The sequence below is a fragment of the uncultured Marinobacter sp. genome, from assembly GCF_947488835.1.
GTDB lineage: Bacteria > Pseudomonadota > Gammaproteobacteria > Pseudomonadales > Oleiphilaceae > Marinobacter.
The window spans coordinates 223,445-242,655 of sequence record NZ_CANLBK010000004.1; the positions used below are offsets into that span (position 1 = coordinate 223,445).

The following is a 19,211-nucleotide window of genomic DNA, read 5'->3' on the forward strand; positions in this document are numbered from 1 at the left end:
CCGGTTACGAAAGCTCCCTCAACCTATCATGCCCGAGACCAAGTGCTCGGAGGGTTCTCCTGGCTGGCGCCGGCTCTTTTTAAGCCAGGCAGGCTTCTGGGCACCGGGCTTGATAAAGCCCCGGTTGAGCACGATGGGCTGTACCAGATTCAGGAAGTCCCGGGTTTTCATGTGCAGGGTTTCGGTATGGCTGCCTGCGGCAAAGGCGAGCTCCGGCTGTTCTGTCAGCGGCTCAGCACAATACACCGTCATCCCGAACAAGCTGCCGAAGGGCGGCATTGCACCCACTTCGCAATCGGGGAACCGATCCTGAAACGCCTGCTCGTCGGCAAGGTCCACAAAGTCCGTATCCAGAATGCGGGAAAGGCTCTCCCAGCGAACACGCCAGGTTGCAGGCATGACCAGCATGGCCATTTTTCCATCGAGTTCGATAATGACAGTTTTGACAACCTTGTCACCCGCAATCTTCACGTGGTGAGCCAGTTGCTGAGCGGTAAACGCGGGGGGGTGGGTGAGGCACATGTATTCAACATTTGCCCCATCCAGAAATTCTTTTAACTGCTGAATCGGCATAGTGACAGCCTCCTACCAGCATGGACAGCAACCCGGAATGGCTTGATATGAGCTCCACTCCGACGACGTTTGACGGGGCCATCAGGCCCCGTCATTAATCGTCAGCTTAGCTGAGGTTGTGCCGAATGCGAGTAACGGGTTGTATCTATGCGATACGGATTGCTACTTCACTCGCTTTTGTACAAATGCACGTCGCGCTGGGGGAAGGGGATGGAGATACCTTCGGCATCAAACGCTTTCTTCACAGCCTCCTGCATGGCCCAGTTGAATGGCCACAGGTCGCCGGCCTTGGTCCAGGCGCGTACGGTCAGATTGACCGAGCTATCGCCCAGGCTACCAACAACCACGAGCGGCTCCGGATCTTTCAAAGCGCGCTCGTCCTCGGAGATAAGGCGCAGAATAATGTCTCTTGCCTTGTCGATGTCATCGCTGTAGCCGATGCCAAAGGACATATCGCAGCGGCGTGTTTCGTAAACGCTCATGTTGGTCAGACTGGAGTTGGACAGTTCGCCGTTAGGGATCACTATGCGGCGATTATCGAAGGTGTCGACAATCGTGTAGAGAATGGTGATTTCGCGCACAGAGCCTAGAAAGCCTTGCGCTTCGATCGCGTCACCTACTTTGAACGGCTTGAAAAGCAGGATTAGCACACCACCTGCAAAGTTCCCCAAGCTGCCTTGCAGTGCGAAGCCAACAGCCAGGCCGGCGGCACCAATGATGGCAACGAACGAGGTGGTCGCAATGCCGACCATGGAGGCGACAGAGACGAGCAGGAGGATCTTCAGAATGGCGCCGATAAGACCGCACAGGAACTTGTTCAGGGTAGGGTCTTTTTTGCCAAGCTTCGCGTCCAGTACGCTTACAAAGCGATTGATCAGCCACATGCCGACAATCAGTGTGATAATCGCCAGCAGGACCTTTGGGGCGTAGGTCATAACCAATGCGATGGCCTGATCCATGTATTCTGCGGCGCGTCCGTCCGCGCTAAATAGCTCTTCCATTGTGGTTCCTTATTCGTTCTTGATGATGAGTGGGTACAGCTTTTTGTAGTAAAAATCCGGCGTAGCCCGATAGGTTAAACCACTTATATAGCAGACAAATCCGCAGAGGTACATGCGGGTTGCAGGGCGCGCCCATGTGTCTAGGCCGGGTTCGCTTTTTCCGCCCACTCAAGCAAGGCGCCGGAATCTCCACGAGCCAGGATTTTTCCCTGCTTCTGGCGGAGCTGATAATCGTACATAGGATCATAGTAATCCTGCAGCAGCGGCTGAATCCAGGCATCATGGCCTTCCAGGTCACCATTGCTTTCCTGTTGTGTCAGCGCGTGCTCCATAAGGTTTTTCAGCTGGCGGTGACGTTCGCCTCCCAGCCGTTTACTGATACGTTCAAGAGCGCCCAGAAGGTAGTCACGAAAATTCAGCCAGCCGGCCTCCTCGCCATCACGGCTCATGTAGTCAGCAGCCATATTTTCCACATAATCTTCCCTGATAATGCGAGTGCGGTCTTCCAACGATTCCTCAAGAATCAGCAGGGGTGTGCGGGCCATTCGCTCTTTCAGCGCATCGGGCAGTGCGCAGCGACCAACCAGGCGACTTTCATCTTCGAGATAGATCGGGCCACCCTTCAAGTGGTGCGCTTTCAGCATGGCAACGGCCAGGCGATTTTCAAAGTCTATTTGGGATGGCTGCGGCGTTACTTGTCGCCCGAAGCTGGAACCCCTGTGATTTGCCAGGCCTTCCAGATCTACCGGGTTGGGGAGTTGATGCAGCACGCGGGTTTTGCCGGTCCCTGTGCGCCCACTGATGATACGGAAATCCGCGGAATTGATGAGTTCGTCGAGGCTGTCGATGAGGAACCGACGTAGGGCTTTATAGCCGCCTTTCACGAGTGGGTAATCAATGCCGGCATCCCTGATCCACTGCTGGGTCAGCCTGGAGCGCAAGCCGCCACGGAAGCAGAACAGATAACCTTCCGGATGGTTCGCTATAAATCGCTTCCAGGTTTCGATGCGCTGAGCTTGAACATCCCCGGAAACCAGTTGGTGGCCGAGCCGAATGGCTTCATCCTGTCCCTTTTCCTTATAGCAGATGCCTACCCGGTGCCGCTCTTCATCATTCATCAGCGGTGCGTTTACAGCGCCAGGGAAGCTGCCCCTGGCAAACTCTACCGGTGCCCGGACATCCATCAGAGGAGTGTTGTTCAGGAACAGCGACAGGTAGTTTTCGGTATCGGGTCTGCTTGGCATTTCAGGGCTCAATTGCTTGCCAGAATGAGGCGGCAGTATAGCGGATGTGTAGAAAATCCGTGAAAAAAAAGGGCAGCCCTGAGGCTGCCCTTTACCGGAACAGGTCGGCGCATCCTTGCGCTGAGTGCAACAACCGTGTTGCGAATCCTTTTGCCACTCCGTGGTGCCGGCGTCCGAGCCAGCAATCCGAATAGTTATCCCTTAAGCCAGATATCCCTGTGTCCCTGCTTCTCCCTGCATTCCATGCCGGGGCGCATCCAGTGCGTCGTCCTTATCCTTGTCATCCTTGACGAAGCCACTATACCAATGGATGAGTATGGAAAAGTGTGAGCCGTGCACGCTTGTGTTTGGAGTTCCCTCAAAAAGATTACGGAAGCGTAATTATATCAGTATGTTAAGTAATTTTCGGTGATGGTTGTAGCGGGTGCGCACGATCGATTGCTGCAAGATCGCACACGTTTGTGCGATATATCTCACACGGATTTGGGCGAATTTCTCAAATCCCTTTTGTTGCTTGAGGGGAGTCCGGGCCAGGGTAGGAGGCCAATCAGTATTCCTGCGCCGTCAGCGGCCACGTCTGCCAGCGAGAAGTCCCGGTAGGGAAGAAGGGCTTGAACAGCTTCTATGCCCAGCCCAAAAGCCAGCAGCGCCGGTGCGAACCAGATGGCGCGGAGCTCCGGCCAGGCTAACCGCGTAACCAGCGTGAGCTCAACAAATGCGATCAAGTGGTTCACTTTGTCGCTGGGGGCTGAGGGGATCGGGTAACTGTTGCTTGTGGTTGCCAGAAAGCCAATAGCAATGACCGACAGCAGCAGGGCAAAGCGCCACAGCGGCCGGAAGTTCAGCAGGCTTGTCAGTTGATGTTTCAGTGTTCCCATTGGTGAAATCCGTCAGAGTTCTCTGGCTGTGTGAAGGTTTTCAACATGATATGCTTTGCGCCCCGTCACTGTCATTGAAGCGGAGGGCCATTCGGCGATGCTCAGAGGTAATTTTTTTCGTGGACTGGGCTATCTGGGTGAGGGTTTTCACCTGATTCGCCAGCCTGGTTTGCGGCTATTTGTCGTCATTCCGCTTGTTATCAACATTTTTCTCTTCGGATTGTTGTTCTATTTTCTGGGCGAACTTTTCGGCGCTTTGATTGCGACTGCCATGGGCTGGCTGCCTGACTGGGCCTGGCTGCAGGCGCTCGACTGGTTGTTCTGGATTTTGTACGGCGCTGTCATCCTGCTCATGCTGGCATACGGCTTTGTGATAATCGCCAACCTGATTGGCTCGCCTTTCTACGGTTATCTGGCAGAACTCACGGAGAAGCACCTCACCGGCCAGGAAGTCAGCACTGATGATGGCTGGACGGCGATCATAAAAGACATCCCCCGGGCGCTCTGGCGGGAAGTGCAAAAAATTGTCTATTACCTGCCACGGGCTATTGGGCTGTTCATCATTGGCTTGATCCCGGTGGTCAATCTGGTGGCGCTCGTGCTGTGGTTCCTGTTTAACAGCTGGATGATGGCGTTGCAGTATGTGGATTACCCCGCAGACAACCACAAGGTGAGCTTCAAGGCCTTGCGCCAACTGCTTGCCGATACCCGTTTATCTGCTTTGGGTTTCGGGCTGCCCGTGGCTTTGGCCGCCATGGTGCCTGTTTTGAATCTTATTGTGGTTCCCGCCGCTGTTTGCGGGGCGACTGCCTATTGGGTGCGCGAAAACGGCGCAACACGTAATTAAAGAGTTTGGAGGTTTTTTGGACGCATCGGAACTTGCTATTGGCCAGCGTTGGGTCAGCCACAGCGATACAGCGCTCGGGCTGGGAATAGTAACAGACATTTCTGGCCGTCGGATTACCCTGGGTTTTCCTGCGGCCGATGAAGAACGCACCTACGCCATTGATAACGCGCCGCTTTCCCGCATCGTGTACCAGCTTGGTGAGGAAATCGAGACCTTCGATGGCTCCAAGTATCTGGTGCGGGCGGTCGAGGATCTCGGTGGTGTGCTTTTGTACCACGGGGAGCCGTTGGCGGAGGGTGACGAGCAGCCTGAGGCAGGTCTGGAACAGATCTCTGAAGTAAAACTCGCCGGCTCTGTCAATTTCTCTGCGCCCCATCAACGCCTGTTTGCCGGCCAATTTGACCGCAACGGTGCTTTCCGCCTGCGCTTCGCCACACTGCAGCACATGGACCGGTTGCGGGCGTCTCCCGCCCGTGGGCTGATTGGCGCTCGCACACAGCATTTACAGCACCAGATTTATATCGCCCACGAAGTCGCCAAGCGTCACGCGCCGCGAGTGCTTCTGGCAGACGAAGTTGGTCTTGGTAAAACCATTGAAGCCGGTCTTATTCTTCATTATCAGTTGCAGACTGGCCGGGCTAAGCGGGCCCTGATCGTGGTACCGGATTCGTTGATTCACCAGTGGCTGGTGGAAATGCTCCGGCGCTTCAATCTGCGCTTCTCCATCGTTGATCAGAGCCGTTACGACGCCCTCAAAGACTCAGAGAGTGATGTTGATGCGCTGATGGATCATATTTTCGGCGACGACTCATCTGTTAACCCCTTTGAAAGTGACCAACTGGTTCTGTGCAGTCTCGATTTTCTGGTGAACAGCGAGAAAGCCCGGGCAGACGTGCTGAAAGCCGATTGGGACCTGATGGTTGTAGACGAGGCCCATCACCTGGCCTGGAGCCCGGAAGACGTAAGCCCGGAATATCAGCTGGTAGAGGAGCTTTCAGCAATCAGCGATGGCCTTCTGTTGCTGACTGCGACACCGGAACAGGTGGGTGTGGCTAGCCACTTTGCCCGGTTGAGGCTGCTCGACCCTGCACGTTTTCATGATTTGCAGGCGTTCCAGGACGAAGAGTTGCAGTACGAGGCGATTAACGGCGTAGTGCGGCGCTTGCAGGATGAGAGTTCAGACATTCATGAGGATGACCGCAAAGCACTGCAGGCCTGGCTAGGTGATGAGCTGGCGCAGTTGTTGGCGGGGGATTCACCACGACAGGCTGTTATAGATGCGCTGCTGGATCGCCATGGCACCGGGCGGGTTCTTTTCCGTAATACTCGCGCAGCCATTCAGGGGTTTCCTGAGCGGCGGGCCAATGCCGTTCCTCTTGAGTGCCCCGAGATGTATCTGGGGCAAGAGTTCGGTTACCCCGGCCTGGCCCCGGAGCAATCCGTGCCAGAGGAGTTGTGGCTGATGGATGACCCCAGGGTTGCCTGGCTGGAGAAAAAGCTGGCGGGCTTGCGGCCGGCCAAGGTTGTGGTTATCTGCGCCCTGGCCGAAACCGCGATGGCGCTGGAGCATTACCTTCAGCTGCGCGCTGGTATTCGCAGTGCGGCATTTCATGAGCATTTGAGCCTGGTGGAGCGTGATCGTGCGGCTGCCTACTTTGCTGATAATGAACAAGGTGCCCAGGCGCTGATTTGTTCGGAGATTGGCAGCGAAGGCCGCAACTTCCAGTTTGCTCACCACCTTGTACTGTTTGATTTGCCAGCCAACCCTGACTTGCTCGAGCAACGCATCGGTCGACTGGATCGCATCGGGCAAACGGAAACCATCGACATTCATATTCCTTACCTTCAGGGCACCTCGCAAGAGGTTCAGTACCGCTGGTTCCAGGAAGGCCTGAACGCGTTCTCTGAAAGCTGCGCCGTTGGTGTTGCGGTACAGGAGAAGGTTGGCGAGCAATGGACGAGTGCCATTGAAGGCGATCTGTCGGTGCTGGATAGCCTGGTTGAAGCCTCGGCTGCCGAGACTGGCCGTTTAAAAACATTGCTGCAAAATGGTCGCGATGCGTTGATCGAGCTTAACTCCTGCCGCCGTGATATAGCTGATGCGCTGATTGCGGGTATTGAGGAGGAAGAAGGTTCAGCCGAGGTGCGTGATTACATGATCGAAGCCTTCGATATTCTCGGGGTGGATATCGAAGATCATTCTGACCATGCGGATATTCTGCGCCCCGGGGAACAATATCAGGCCGGCCACGTTGCCGAGCTGCCGGAAGACGGTGTAACGGTGACCTGGGATCGCCAGCATGCGCTGGAGCGCGAAGACATCGCCTTCATGAGCTGGGAGCACCCCATGGTGACCGGCGTGATGGACTCGGTGACCAGCTCTGGCTTGGGCAAGGCGGCCCTGGCCAGCCTGTCGGTGAAGGCGTTGCCACCGGGTACCTTGCTAATGGAAGCACTGTTTACCGTGCACTGCCCTGCACCGGAAGCTCTGCAGTTGACCCGATACCTGCCGGTTTCTCCCTTGCGGCTTCTGGTAGATGTGAATGGGAAAGAGCTCTCTGCAGCGCTGCCCCATGACCGATTGAACGATATCTGTTCCAATATCCGTCGCCGCACTGCCCAGGCGATTGTGCCGCAGATCCGGCCGCAGGTAGAAACCATGGTGGATCATGTGGAGCGGTTGTCAGCACCGCATCTGGAGCCAATGAAGCAAAAGGCGCTGGAGCAGTTAGCAGCAAACTTTGAGCCAGAGATTCGCAGGCTGGAAGCTCTGAAAAGAGTGAACCCGGCGATTCGGGACGAGGAAATCGATTATTTCCGTAACCAGCTGGATGCCGCGCGTGAGGCTATCGGGCACGCCAGTCTGGCCCTGGAAGGGATCCGGGTTATCGTCACAGCGTGAGGCTGTTTTTTGCGATATCCTTGACGTAACATTTTGTAAATTGACCCATGGATGACAGAGAGACCCTATGATGACTTTGATTCTGTTGATAGCAGCGCTGACAGGCCTGCTGATTGTCATGCGGCGTGAATCCGGTGCCAAGCCTGCCATTGGCGTAATGGTAGTGGTTGGTGTTCTGTCGATGATCTTTGCATCTGGATGGCTGGCGCTGATTCTATTTGTCGGTGCTGCAGTTACCGCTGCGGCGGGTCTGCCCGGCCTTCGCCAGAGCTGGCTTACACCGCGCATTTTTGCCATTTTTAAGAAAGTTGCCCCCAAGGTGTCTGATACCGAAAAAGTGGCGCTTGAAGCGGGCACCGTCGGTTGGGATGGTGAGCTATTTACCGGAAGGCCGGATTGGCACAACCTGCTGATCAATCGCCATACAGGCCTGAGCGAAGAAGAACAGGCGTTTGTGGATAACCAGTGCGTTCAGGCAGTGTCCATGTGTAATGCGTGGGACATTGCGGTAGAGCGAGCGGACCTTCCAAAAGAGTTGTGGGACTTCCTCAAGAAAGAGAAGTTCTTCGGAATGATCATCCCCAAAGAATACGGCGGTCTCGGTTTCTCCGCGAAGGCCCAGACAGCTGTGCTGCAAAAAATCGCCGCCAATGAAATGCTCATGGTTACCGTCGGCGTGCCCAACTCCCTTGGGCCTGGCGAATTGCTGCTCAAATACGGTACGGAAGAGCAAAAAGAACACTACTTGCCGCGACTGGCGGATGGCCGGGAAATTCCTTGTTTTGGCCTTACCGGTACTCGTGCAGGCTCTGATGCCACCTCATTGCCGGATGTTGGCACCGTGTGTAAGCAGGAGATAGACGGCAAGGAAGTTATTGGTATAAGACTGAATTTTGAAAAGCGCTGGATCACCCTTGCCCCCATCGCAACGGTTGTGGGCCTGGCGTTCCGTATGTTTGACCCGGACGGGCTGGTGGGTGACACCAAGGATTATGGCATTACTTGTGCACTGATTCCCCGCGATACCAAGGGTATGGAAATTGGTCGTCGCCATTGTCCGATAGGAAGTCCTTTCCTGAACGGTCCCATCATTGGCAAGGATGTGTTCATACCCCTGGACTACATTATTGGTGGCCTGGATATGGCCGGCCAAGGCTGGCGCATGCTGGTTGAATGCCTCTCGGTTGGCCGTTGCATCACCTTGCCTTCCGGTGCTGCCGGCACGGCGGCCTATGCTGTGGGCACTGCCGGTGGTTTCACCCGCATTCGTCGCCAGTTCAATACGCCAGTGGCCGATATGGAAGGCGTGCAGGAGCCGCTGGCGCGTATTGCTGCCAAAACCTATATTTCCCAGGCGGCGGTTAATCACACGGCCAACATGATCGACAAGGGTGAGAAGCCAGCCGTGCCCTCGGCGATTCTCAAGTATCACCTGACTGAATTCCAGCGCGGCATTCTGGCTGACGCCATGGATGTTCACGGTGGGAAAACGGTGACTCTCGGGCCCCGTAACTACCTGGGCATAGGCTATAGCGGTTCACCGGTTTCCATTACGGTGGAAGGCGCGAATATCATGACCCGCAGCTTGATGATCTTTGGCCAGGGCGCTATCCGCTGCCATCCCTATGTACTTAAGGAACTGGCGGCAAAGGATAATGACGACATCAACGCATTTGACGACGCCTTCTTTGGCCACGCGGGCCTGATTTTCGGTAACGCTGCAAGAGCCTTCACCCAGGCGCTGAGTATCGGCCGTGCAGACGTGCCTTTTGACAGCGCAAGCCGCAAATATGCGCAGGCAGTTGCCCGCTTCAGCGCTGCCTTTGGCCTGTGCTCGGACGCGGCAATGACCACCCTTGGCAGCCAACTGAAAATGCGCGAGCTGATCTCTGCACGCCTCGGCGACATGCTGTCCAACCTGTATCTCGCCTCCATGGTGCTCAAGAACTGGCATGAAACCCAGCCCGTAGAAGGTGAGAAAGAGGTCATGCAGTACAGCCTTGGCTTGCTTTTGCATCGCACAGAAGAAGCGCTGGATGGCTTTCTGAACAACTTGCCAAATCGTGCTGTCGCATTGGTTCTGCGCGGGGTTACTCTGCCGCTGGGCCGGCGTTGGGGTAAACCCCATGATGACCTTGCCCGCAAACTTGCCCGGTTTATATCCACCGATACGCCCATTCGTCACAAGTTGCTTGCGAGCACCTGGACAACCGACGGCGAAGGCTCGGTGGAGAATCCGGTGGCGCGCTACAACGGTTTGCTGAAAGATTATGACAAAGCTGAGCAACTCTATCGCAAAGCCACCAAGGCATACGCCAAAGGCGAACTGCCAATGACGGCTTTGCATCCGGAGCAGCGTTTTGACGCGGCGTTGGAGGCGGGCATTTTCACCAAAGAAGAAGCCAGGTTCATGGATGAGTATGAAGCCGTTGTATACGAAATGCTCACGGTGGACGACTTCCCGTTTGATGAGTTTGCCCGCAACAAGGACACGGTGATTGATCACAACCCAGCGTAACGGGGCAGGCCGCTAATATGTGGCTGTCTTTTTTGGCCGTGAGTGTTGGCGCCGTTATTGGCGCCAACCTGCGTTGGTTGCTGGGGCTGTGGCTGAACACCAGTTACCACGCGATTCCCTATGGCACCCTCGCAGCCAACCTCGCCGGCGGCTGGCTGGTTGGCTTGCTCATTGGCTATTTCAGTCATGCCAGCACGCTGGCGCCTGAATGGCGCCTGTTTGCTATCACTGGCTTGTGTGGCGCACTGACAACATTTTCTACCTTTTCACTGGAAATGTTTTCCGCTATCCAGGATGGCAAATGGGCAATGGCCATAACCGGGATTCTCGCCCACGTAATTGGCTCTATACTCATGACTGCATTGGGTATTTACACCTTTAGTCTAATGAAAGGCTAAATGGGTATGACTACCTAGTGGATTTATTTTAAATCTACTTGGCAAGTTGGCGATTCAGTAGTAGAGTGTTTTGGAAGGAAAGATTCAGCAAAGCATTTCATGAATAAGACGTACTCCGCAGTTAGTAGTGACCGTCCTGTTTTTGATTCCGCGAGTTCTGTATTTCCGTACAACGCTGACCAGCCACATTCAGTGAATGGCAGCAGTTAATATGATTGATTTCAGGAAGTTTAAGTATGTCTACTACTACCGGTACTGTTAAGTTCTTCAACGAAGCTAAAGGCTTTGGCTTTATCACTCGTGAAGGCGGCCCGGACGTTTTTGTTCACTACAGCGCAATTCAGGGCGGCGGTTTCAAGACTCTGGCTGAAGGCCAGCAAGTTGAGTTCACCGTTACCCAGGGCCAGAAAGGTCCTCAGGCGGAAAACGTTACTCCTCTCTAATCCCACTCGGATAGAGTAGTAACCGCCAAAAAGGCAGCTTCGGCTGCCTTTTTTTCGTTATAAGGCCAGGTTCTTTTCCTGCACCAAGTTACTGGGTTACAAAACCGGAGAGCTTATGAAGCTGATTGGATCAACTACCTCACCCTATGTTCGGCGCATCCGCATTCTGCTGGACGAGGAGCGCTACGACTTTGTGAATCTCGATATTTACGGCGCAGATCGTGACGAAATCAGAAGAACCAATCCCGCACTGAAAATACCCGTGCTGGAAAGCGATGGTCAGGAAATTTATGACTCGCGGATTATTGCCCGCTATCTCAGTTCCAAACAGGGTAGAGACCCACTTACATGGGATCAGCAAAACCAGCTAACCCTGATTGATGGCGCCAATGACTCGGCAGTTACCCTGTTGTTAGCAAGACGTTCCGGCGTGGATGTAGATGCACCCGGCGTACTGTTTTTTGATTTGCAGCGTGAGCGTATTATGACAACTCTGCGCACGCTTGCGGCGCAAGTGGAAGATGGCCAGTTTGAAGAATGGAACTACCCGGCCATCTGCCTCTATTGCCTGGTAGACTGGCTTGATTTCCGTGATCTTGTGGACTTCACCGGTATCGAAAGCTTGATTGCCTTCCGGGATAGCCATAATACCCTCCCATGGGTAGCCGAGACCGATCCACGGCAGTCTTAGGCATCGCATCATAGGTGCTCGCCCAGCCGGGCACCTGTTACCTCGCATATTCCCATTATTCCTGTCTGTTAACCTTTTTCATTGCGAATGCATTTTGGATGGCTGATTGCGTGTCGCAATTTGGCATCGCGTTGTCGCAATTTAGCAGTGCGTTTTGCATGCAAGCAGACTAGATTTCATTGTGACTCTTTCAGCGGCATAAGCTGTTGCGTATTGGGCGTCGGGCGCCCAGCCTCCAAGAATTCAAAGGAAATATAACAATGACAAAACTGACGAGACGGGATTTCCTGAAAGCCTCTGCTATGGGTATGGGCGCTGTAGTAGTGTCAACTGGCTTGGCCGGGTGCGTATTTGATAGCGACGATAAACGCACCACGGATTTCACTCACGGTGTGGCAAGTGGTGACCCGCTGGCAAACGGTGTGGTTCTATGGACCCGTGTAGTGCCAGACAGGGATTTTGAAAAGCCGGTAAGTGTGGCCTGGGAAGTGGCAACCGACCCCGGGTTTGAGCAACTGGTCCACTCTGGCACGGCCGACGCCAAAAACGCCCACGACTTTACCGTTAAAGTGGATGTGCGTGGGCTCGCCCCGGCACAAAAATATTATTATCGGTTCCGCACGGCGGATAGCCAGTCCCCTTCGGGCACAACGCTGACCTTGCCAGAGGGTGCTGTGGACTCAGTTCGGCTCGCGGTGGTGTCTTGTGCAAACTACCCTGCAGGCTACTTCAACGTTTATCGCGAACTCAGCAAGCGTGATGATCTGGATGCAGTTTTGCACCTGGGTGACTATATCTACGAGTACAGCAGTGAGTCTGGCAGTTACGCTGCGTCCGATGCCGCTGCGCTGGGTCGCACCTTCCCGGCGGATAACGACCTGGAGTTAATAAAGCTGAAGGATTATCGTCGCCGGTATGGAATTTACCGTGGCGACGCAGATCTGCAGGCACTGCACCAGAAAGTGCCGTTTATCGTTGTTTGGGATGACCATGAAATCGCCAACGATGCCTGGGAAAACGGAGCCGCAAACCACAATACCGGGGAAGGCGATTATGGCACCCGTAAGCTTGAAGCCTTGCAGGCGTACTTTGAGTGGATGCCCATCCGCCCAGTGATTGAAGGTAATGACGAGGCAATTTTCCGCACCTTCCGGTTCGGTAATCTGGTGGATCTGCACATGCTGGATACCCGTCACATGGGGCGGGATAGGCAGTTGGACTACCAGGATTATTTCACTCAGACGGGGCTTGATGAGGCCCGCTTCAGAGCGGATGTGGGAAGCACCAACCGTACATTGTTGGGCGCCGAACAACTGCTCTGGCTGCAAGCTTCCATGGGCTACTCCACAGCGACCTGGCAGGTGCTGGGCCAGCAGATACTGATGGGGCGTATGAACCTGCCCGCAGAGCTGTTGATGGCTATAGCGACGGAGCAGTTTGACGGTTTGCCGCAGGCGCTTGGAGAGTTGGCGGGGTTAAAGGCCCGGCATTTAGGTTTGGTTCCAGGACCTTCACTTACACCAACGGAGTTGGCGCGGATAAACACCGTTGCTCCCTATAACTTGGACGCTTGGGACGGTTACCAATATGAGCGGGAAGTGGTGCTGGGCACAGCCAAAGCACTGGACAGAAACCTTGTGGTACTGGCCGGCGATACCCACAACGCCTGGGCTAATAATCTGAAAGACATTAACGGCGACCAGATTGGGGTGGAGTTTGCTGCACCGTCGGTATCATCGCCAGGTCTGGAGGAATACCTTGAGCTTGACGAAGATCAGATTTCTGGCGCTGAGCAGGGTATTAGCCTGCTGGCGGATGATCTGGATTACCTGAACATCAACCAGCGCGGATTTATGATCGTGACCTTCACTGTCGAGGAAGCCCGGTCTGATTGGTACTTTGTCGATACCATCAAATCCCGTGACTACGCCATCGATACCGCCCGCAGTACAAGCCGGAGAGTCCGGCCCGGTGCGGGCAATCGTTACGTGGAATCCGTTCCCTCCTGACCATCAGCGCAAGCCGCGGGTGATCAATGCAGGGTCACCGCGACCTTCCACTGCCGCAAGTTCTGCACTGGATAGCCACTCCCCGGGTGGCTTGTCCAGAACACTGGCACAGGCTGCTAAAGCGTGGCCCCAGGAGCAGCCGTTGGCAAACAACATTCCGGGTTCATTTAGTGTGCCGCCCCGGTTTGTATAGCCCAATACCTTGCTGTGGGCGGGAGCAGGGAACAGCGGGTGCAAGTGCCCACGAAATACTTCGGGGCGCATGTGAGTCAGGGCAACTCTTCGATGTAACCGGCTCGGGAACAGGCGTTCTCGTTCAAACTCTGAAACACAGTTTTCAGCCTCCAGAATGTCCCTTGGTGCCCTGAACCGTCCGGGTTCCTGAATATAGACCAAGCGGAATGAAGTGCCGGTTTCCCGCAGTCGCTCACAGGCCCGGATAGATTCCGATAACTGGTAGGCACCATTGGCAATCAGCAATATCGGCTCTCCCCCGGAGGTGTCTTCGTCTACCACCAGCGCCCCGTTCCTTGCGAGTGCTTCTGCTTCCTGCGTATCGAACACGCACGGCCGATTGCGTTTAGGAATAACCATGCAGCTGATGCTTCCTCGCTTGGCAAATACCGAAGGAAGAACCGCCAGCGCGCTGTTGTAATCTGCAGGAAAGAGCACCCGTGATACATCGTTCATTTCACCCAGCAGGCTCTCACAGAAAGTGGTGTCTTGGTGGGACTGTTCATTTTTGCCATTTTCCCAGGTGTGGGATGTAGCGATAACCGGCAAACCAAGCCAGCGGGCAGGGCGGCCCAGTGCCTTTTGATGGCGAGCAAAAATGAGCTCCTGGCGGATGGCGCCAAGCATTTTTACACAGAATGCTTCGTAGCTGGCCACCAGGTTTATCCCGGCCTTGTTCGCTAGGCAGGCAGACACAACTGCTTCCTCGTTCAGCGCTGTGATGATGTTGCCATGAACCGACTCAGAATCGTTCTCCGGATCGTTCACCCGGTGTTTCAGATTTTCCAGAACGCCGGTCAGGCGGTTACTGGCAAGTTCATCCGGGTTGCCTACGCGGGCTCGATGATTCGGGTTTTGCGCCACCAGAGCGCAGAAAAAATCATCCACTGCCTGCATGGGAGAAACCGAGTCAGCCCGGTCAGGGATGGCGGGAATAACAAGGTCGGGCGGATTGCGCCTTGCCAGCGGGTGATCGCGCTCCAAGGGGCGGGATTGCTCGGTGTGTTCTTTTAGCCGCTGCACGCTTTGCGCAAGTTCTTCTGGCGCAACCCAAAGGCGGTGCGCGTGCGTCTGAAACAGCTCCCGGGCGCGAATATCCATGCGTGGATTGCCTGGTAGCGGTAGGTTGTGGGCAGGGTTCAGGCCGGCGCCGTAAAAGCCAAAGCCTTTTACGGTTTCGGCAATACCGTAGGGCATTCGAACCGGATAGCCCAGCGCGCCTGCCAGTGCTTCCTCACTTCTTTGTTGCAGTGTATTTTCCATCTCGGCAAGGGCGCACACGAAGGCTGCCGGGTCGCGGCCGTCAAACCTGAATGGCTCGAAGCCAAGGGCCTCCAGTCTGGCCTCGAATCGCTCCAGCCCTTCGCGGGTGCCCAACTCAGTACGTTGCTCAATGCGGCGACCGTTGGCAATCATAACGGGGGTAACCAGACCACAATCGGCTGCCCGCCACCAACGGGGAATCCAGTCGCTGCCGCGCTGTTCTTCGGCGGCACCATCGGATAGAAAGGCGACCAGAGACTCTCCGGGCAATGGCATGTGTGCGTACTGAAGCTCGGCAAAGCCCAGATAGCCACCCTCAATAATGCCTCCCGCTGTGTAGGGATTAACATGGCTACCCAGCGGCGCTGCCACGCTGCCGTCCGGTTTTTGTTGGTAGCTGTAAAAATCCGCTACCATCCGTGACAGCCCATCTGTTCCGGTGTAGCGTTTATGCTGCTCCGGGAGGAGATTGCCCGTTAGCACATTCAACGCATCAATGGCGGCTACGCAATGGCCCTGGCCCATAAGCCAGCTGCGGGTTTGGCCCGTCAGGTTGTTGCGTGCCATATAAGCTGCGTAAGCCGGCACCATATTCAACGCTCCGCCGGTGTGACCTTCCGGAGTGCTTTTGAAGTCCGTTGGGGCCAGTGGTGCACCGGAGGTGTCTACGCGATTTGCGTAGGTCATGTGTACTACCAGCCACATGCCAGCGCTGGTTAACCGGTCAAGATCCGCCAACTTGCGGTAGACTGTGGCTGAATCAGGTTGAAGACCTTTGGCAACAAGGTGCGCCGCCAGATGCTGAACACGCTCGCAAGTGGTCTCGGTATGTTGGATAACGCCATATCCCTTGCGCCAGAGTTCATACTCGGAACAGGCCGTGGATGGCGAGATGTGTGATGGCATAATGTGCCTCCAATGCACAAAAATTGTGCAATTATTGTAGAAGGCGCCTGCAATCTGCTGTTTGATGCAGGTCAGGTGGGCTCGCTTCTGGCATTAATTTTGTTTGAGAACCATATTTTTGGGAGAGATCGATGACTGATGACAAACGCCGCCGTTATTCCGCCCCCGTGGTGGATGGAGTGGGCAAGTCTGCCAGCCGGGCAATGCTCCGAGCTGTCGGTTTTACCGATGAGGATTTCCGTAAGCCGCAGATTGGTATCGCTTCCACCTGGAGCAATCTGACGCCGTGCAACATGCACATTCACGAATTGGCAGAAGCTTCTTCGACGGGTGCGGATGCAGCTGGTGGCAAGTCATTGATCTTCAATACCATTACAGTGTCTGACGGTATCGCCAACGGTACCTTGGGAATGAAGTATTCACTGGTGTCCCGGGAAGTCATTGCGGATTCCATTGAAACCGTCGCGGGCTGTGAAGGATTTGACGGACTGGTTGCGATCGGCGGTTGCGACAAAAATATGCCCGGTTGCATTATGGGGCTGGCCCGGCTCAACCGGCCATCGGTGTTTGTGTATGGCGGCACGATTCTACCCGGTGAAAATCACACTGATATTGTGTCGGTATTCGAAGCAGTAGGCGCCCACGCCCGAGGTGATCTTGATTTAATCGAAGTAAAACAGATTGAAGAAACGGCCATTCCCGGCCCGGGCTCCTGTGGTGGCATGTACACCGCCAACACCATGGCATCGGCGATTGAAGCTATGGGCATGAGCCTTCCGGGCAGTTCTGCCCAGAATGCGGTATCCAATAACAAGCTGGATGACTGTCGCGCTGCCGGGGCAGCGGTTTTGAATCTTCTGGATAAAGACATCAAGCCTTCGGACATCATGACCCGCGAAGCATTTGAGAATGCGATTACCGTCGTGATCGCTTTGGGCGGCTCAACCAACGCGGTTCTTCACCTGTTGGCAATGGCCAGCACGGTTGATGTGGAGCTGAGCCTGGAAGACTTTGTAGAGATTGGTAAGCGCGTTCCTGTTCTTGCGGACTTGCGCCCCAGCGGCCATTACATGATGTCGGAATTGGTGGCGATTGGTGGTATACAGCCGCTGATGAAGATGCTGTTGGAGCGGGGGCTTTTGCATGGTGACTGCTTGACGGTTACAGGACAAACGCTGGCGCAAAACCTGGCTGAAGTAGACCCTTACCCGGAAGGTCAGGACATTATCCGGGCATTCGATAACCCGGTGAAGGCAGATAGCCACTTGCGCATTCTGCACGGTAACCTGGCGCCTGAAGGGGCTGTTGCCAAGATCACTGGTAAGGAAGGCACTCACTTTTCCGGACGTGCCCGGGTGTTTCATTCGGAAGAGGAAGCGCAAGAGCGGATTATCGATGGAACCGTGGTTGCTGGCGACGTACTGGTGATCCGTTACGAGGGTCCGAAGGGTGGGCCTGGAATGCGTGAAATGCTCACACCTACGTCGGCCATCATGGGCAAGGGTCTTGGTAACGACGTGGCCTTGATTACGGATGGACGTTTCTCCGGGGGCAGTCACGGTTTTGTGGTGGGGCATATCAGCCCGGAAGCGGCAGAAGGTGGCCCCATTGCGTTGGTTGAGGATGGCGATACAATCACCATCGATGCCGTCGCAAACACCATGGTATTGGATGTTCCTGACGAAGAGCTTGGGCGCCGGCGCAAAGCCTGGGTTGCTCCCGAACCACGATTTACCCGTGGTGTGCTTGCGAAATATGCTCGCACAGTAAGCTCTGCATCCACCGGCGCGGTTACCGACCTGCCATGATGCATCGATAACGCAAAAACAGAGTGCAACATGTATAAAATGAACATCGTGCGGATGCTGCTTTGGCTGGTGCTATGCCTGCCACTTGCAGTAAATGCACAGCAGAAGAGCGCCAGCTTGGCTGGTGCTCAGGACCTGAATTTGGCATCGGTCAATGCGGCCGTGGCGATGGCTGGCAGCAATGAACTGGTATTTGGCCGGAATGCAAACAGGCCTGTGCCCATCGCTTCCATAACCAAGGTGATGACAGCTCTAGTGGTGCTTGAATCTGGCGCTCCGCTGAATGAGTGGCTGGTGTTCGAGAAGCGCCACACAGCTGCTGCCGCTAATGCCTACACTCGCATCCGGATCGGCTCAACGATGCGCCGCGCCGATGTGCTACGCATTGCGCTTATGTCGTCTGAGAACTTTGCGGCCTACACTTTGGCCAGAAGCCACCCGGGTGGCTTCGATGCATTTATTGTTGCCATGAACGCCAAAGCGAAAGCCCTTGGCATGATGGGCACCCACTTTGTGGATCCAACTGGCCTCTCGGCAGAAAACCTTTCAACCGCAGGGGACCTGGTGAAGCTGGTCAATGCTGCTGCAAAGCACCCGGAAATTCGAGAATATTCCACAACAGGTTATTTTCGCGGCAACTTCCGTAGCCCCCGTTACAGCTTGTCGTTTGGCAACACCAATACGCTGGTGCACCGTGAAAGCTGGGGCGTAGGGTTGAGCAAAACCGGCTATCTTTCGGAAGCAGGGCGCTGCCTTGTGATGATCTCTGAAATGAACGGTAAGCAGGTGGTCACCGTACTGCTAGACTCCCTGGGCACTCGATCCCCCATGGGAGATGCCGGCCGCATCAAACGCTGGCTGGCTACCGGTGCCAGTGGGCAGGTAGCTAAAGTCGCGCGGCAATATGCACAGGAAAAGAACGCGGCGTATAACGCTCTGGCACAGAGCACTGCAACCGCTCTGAAATAGAACCCGAGCGACATTGCACAATGCGCTGAACAAAGCAGGAACCCTCATGATCCGGATTTTCACCACCGGCGGCACCATCGATAAGGTGTACTTTGACGCAAACAGCGAGTTTGAAATCGGTGAGTCTCTGGTGCCGGAGCTGCTGGCGGAATCGAATATCCACAAAGGCTACATCCTGCACGGATTATTGCGTAAAGACAGTCTGGAAATGACCGATGCAGATCGTGAGCAGGTGTTTGCTGCAATCAGCGCCTGCGATAACAGCCGGATCCTGATTACCCACGGCACAGACACCATGGCGGAAACAGCTCAGGTGCTGTCATCCCTGAAAGACAAAACCATTGTTCTGACGGGAGCCATGCAGCCCGCACGGATGCGCCGCAGCGATGCAGTGTTCAACATAGGTTTTGCCTGGGCGGCGGTGCAACTATTGCCTCCCGGCGTCTATATTGCCATGAATGGAGAAGTATTCGAGGCCGGCGCTGTGCGTAAAAACCTGAAAGCCCAACGCTTCGAGCGTACCTGAA

Annotated in this window: 15 protein-coding genes; 10 read left to right on the forward strand and 5 right to left on the reverse strand. The window is 55.1% G+C overall.

The annotated features are described in order from the left end of the window. Nucleotides 1-18 precede the first annotated feature (18 nt). The 4 genes from Q0824_RS14640 to Q0824_RS14655 all read right to left on the reverse strand — a co-directional run bounded on the left by Q0824_RS14640 (nucleotide 19) and on the right by Q0824_RS14655 (nucleotide 3,696). Nucleotides 19-573: an aminoacyl-tRNA deacylase gene (locus Q0824_RS14640; protein ID WP_298452238.1), complete on the reverse strand. Its 555-nt coding sequence runs from the start codon at nucleotides 571-573 to the stop codon at nucleotides 19-21. Between the two features lie 167 nt (nucleotides 574-740). Further along, nucleotides 741-1,574 carry a mechanosensitive ion channel domain-containing protein gene (locus tag Q0824_RS14645; protein ID WP_298452241.1) on the reverse strand — a complete coding sequence of 278 codons (834 nt, stop codon included), beginning with the start codon at nucleotides 1,572-1,574 and terminating at the stop codon, nucleotides 741-743. A 140-nt stretch (nucleotides 1,575-1,714) separates the two neighbouring features. Next, a complete protein-coding gene (gene mnmH / locus Q0824_RS14650) occupies nucleotides 1,715-2,818 on the reverse strand; it encodes a tRNA 2-selenouridine(34) synthase MnmH (RefSeq protein ID WP_298452244.1) in 1,104 nt (367 codons plus the stop codon). Nucleotides 2,819-3,291: 473 nt separating this feature from the next. Next, on the reverse strand, nucleotides 3,292-3,696 hold the full coding sequence (locus Q0824_RS14655) for a VanZ family protein (RefSeq protein WP_298452247.1): 405 nt from the start codon (nucleotides 3,694-3,696) through the stop codon (nucleotides 3,292-3,294). Between the two features lie 97 nt (nucleotides 3,697-3,793). Between Q0824_RS14655 and cysZ the strand changes: the two genes are divergently transcribed. The 7 genes from cysZ (at nucleotide 3,794) to Q0824_RS14690 (ending at nucleotide 13,504) form a co-directional block, all read left to right on the forward strand. Beyond that, nucleotides 3,794-4,543 carry a sulfate transporter CysZ gene (gene cysZ, locus Q0824_RS14660; RefSeq protein ID WP_298452249.1) on the forward strand — a complete coding sequence of 250 codons (750 nt, stop codon included), beginning with the start codon at nucleotides 3,794-3,796 and terminating at the stop codon, nucleotides 4,541-4,543. 16 nt (nucleotides 4,544-4,559) lie between these two features. Further along, the gene (gene rapA, locus Q0824_RS14665) at nucleotides 4,560-7,445 is read left to right on the forward strand and encodes an RNA polymerase-associated protein RapA (RefSeq protein WP_298452251.1); all 2,886 of its coding nucleotides are present in this window, start codon (nucleotides 4,560-4,562) and stop codon (nucleotides 7,443-7,445) included. Nucleotides 7,446-7,512: 67 nt separating this feature from the next. Continuing rightward, nucleotides 7,513-9,963, forward strand: coding sequence for an acyl-CoA dehydrogenase (locus tag Q0824_RS14670; RefSeq protein WP_298452255.1), 2,451 nt, complete (start codon nucleotides 7,513-7,515; stop codon nucleotides 9,961-9,963). A 17-nt stretch (nucleotides 9,964-9,980) separates the two neighbouring features. After that, on the forward strand, nucleotides 9,981-10,361 hold the full coding sequence (gene crcB / locus Q0824_RS14675; RefSeq protein ID WP_298452258.1) for a fluoride efflux transporter CrcB: 381 nt from the start codon (nucleotides 9,981-9,983) through the stop codon (nucleotides 10,359-10,361). 236 nt (nucleotides 10,362-10,597) lie between these two features. Further along, nucleotides 10,598-10,804 carry a cold-shock protein gene (locus Q0824_RS14680; protein WP_200202291.1) on the forward strand — a complete coding sequence of 69 codons (207 nt, stop codon included), beginning with the start codon at nucleotides 10,598-10,600 and terminating at the stop codon, nucleotides 10,802-10,804. Nucleotides 10,805-10,919: 115 nt separating this feature from the next. Further along, nucleotides 10,920-11,495, forward strand: a complete 576-nt coding sequence (locus Q0824_RS14685; protein ID WP_298452261.1) for a glutathione S-transferase N-terminal domain-containing protein — start codon at nucleotides 10,920-10,922, stop codon at nucleotides 11,493-11,495. 260 nt (nucleotides 11,496-11,755) lie between these two features. Then, on the forward strand, nucleotides 11,756-13,504 hold the full coding sequence (locus Q0824_RS14690; protein WP_298452264.1) for an alkaline phosphatase D family protein: 1,749 nt from the start codon (nucleotides 11,756-11,758) through the stop codon (nucleotides 13,502-13,504). A gap of 3 nt (nucleotides 13,505-13,507) precedes the next feature. Here the strand turns inward: Q0824_RS14690 and Q0824_RS14695 are convergent, their stop codons facing one another. Then, nucleotides 13,508-15,907 carry a xylulose 5-phosphate 3-epimerase gene (locus tag Q0824_RS14695; RefSeq protein WP_298452266.1) on the reverse strand — a complete coding sequence of 800 codons (2,400 nt, stop codon included), beginning with the start codon at nucleotides 15,905-15,907 and terminating at the stop codon, nucleotides 13,508-13,510. 131 nt (nucleotides 15,908-16,038) lie between these two features. Between Q0824_RS14695 and ilvD the strand changes: the two genes are divergently transcribed. From ilvD to Q0824_RS14710, 3 genes are read left to right on the forward strand one after another with little or no spacing between them, the layout of a single operon-like run. Further along, entirely contained in the window at nucleotides 16,039-17,715 is a 1,677-nt protein-coding gene (gene ilvD, locus Q0824_RS14700) for a dihydroxy-acid dehydratase (protein WP_298452268.1), read from the forward strand. A 30-nt stretch (nucleotides 17,716-17,745) separates the two neighbouring features. Next, a complete protein-coding gene (gene pbpG / locus Q0824_RS14705) occupies nucleotides 17,746-18,684 on the forward strand; it encodes a D-alanyl-D-alanine endopeptidase (protein ID WP_298452271.1) in 939 nt (312 codons plus the stop codon). Between the two features lie 46 nt (nucleotides 18,685-18,730). Continuing rightward, nucleotides 18,731-19,210 (forward strand): asparaginase domain-containing protein, encoded by a 480-nt coding sequence (locus Q0824_RS14710; protein ID WP_298452274.1) that lies wholly within the window; start codon nucleotides 18,731-18,733, stop codon nucleotides 19,208-19,210. The last annotated feature ends 1 nt before the right edge of the window (nucleotide 19,211 follow it).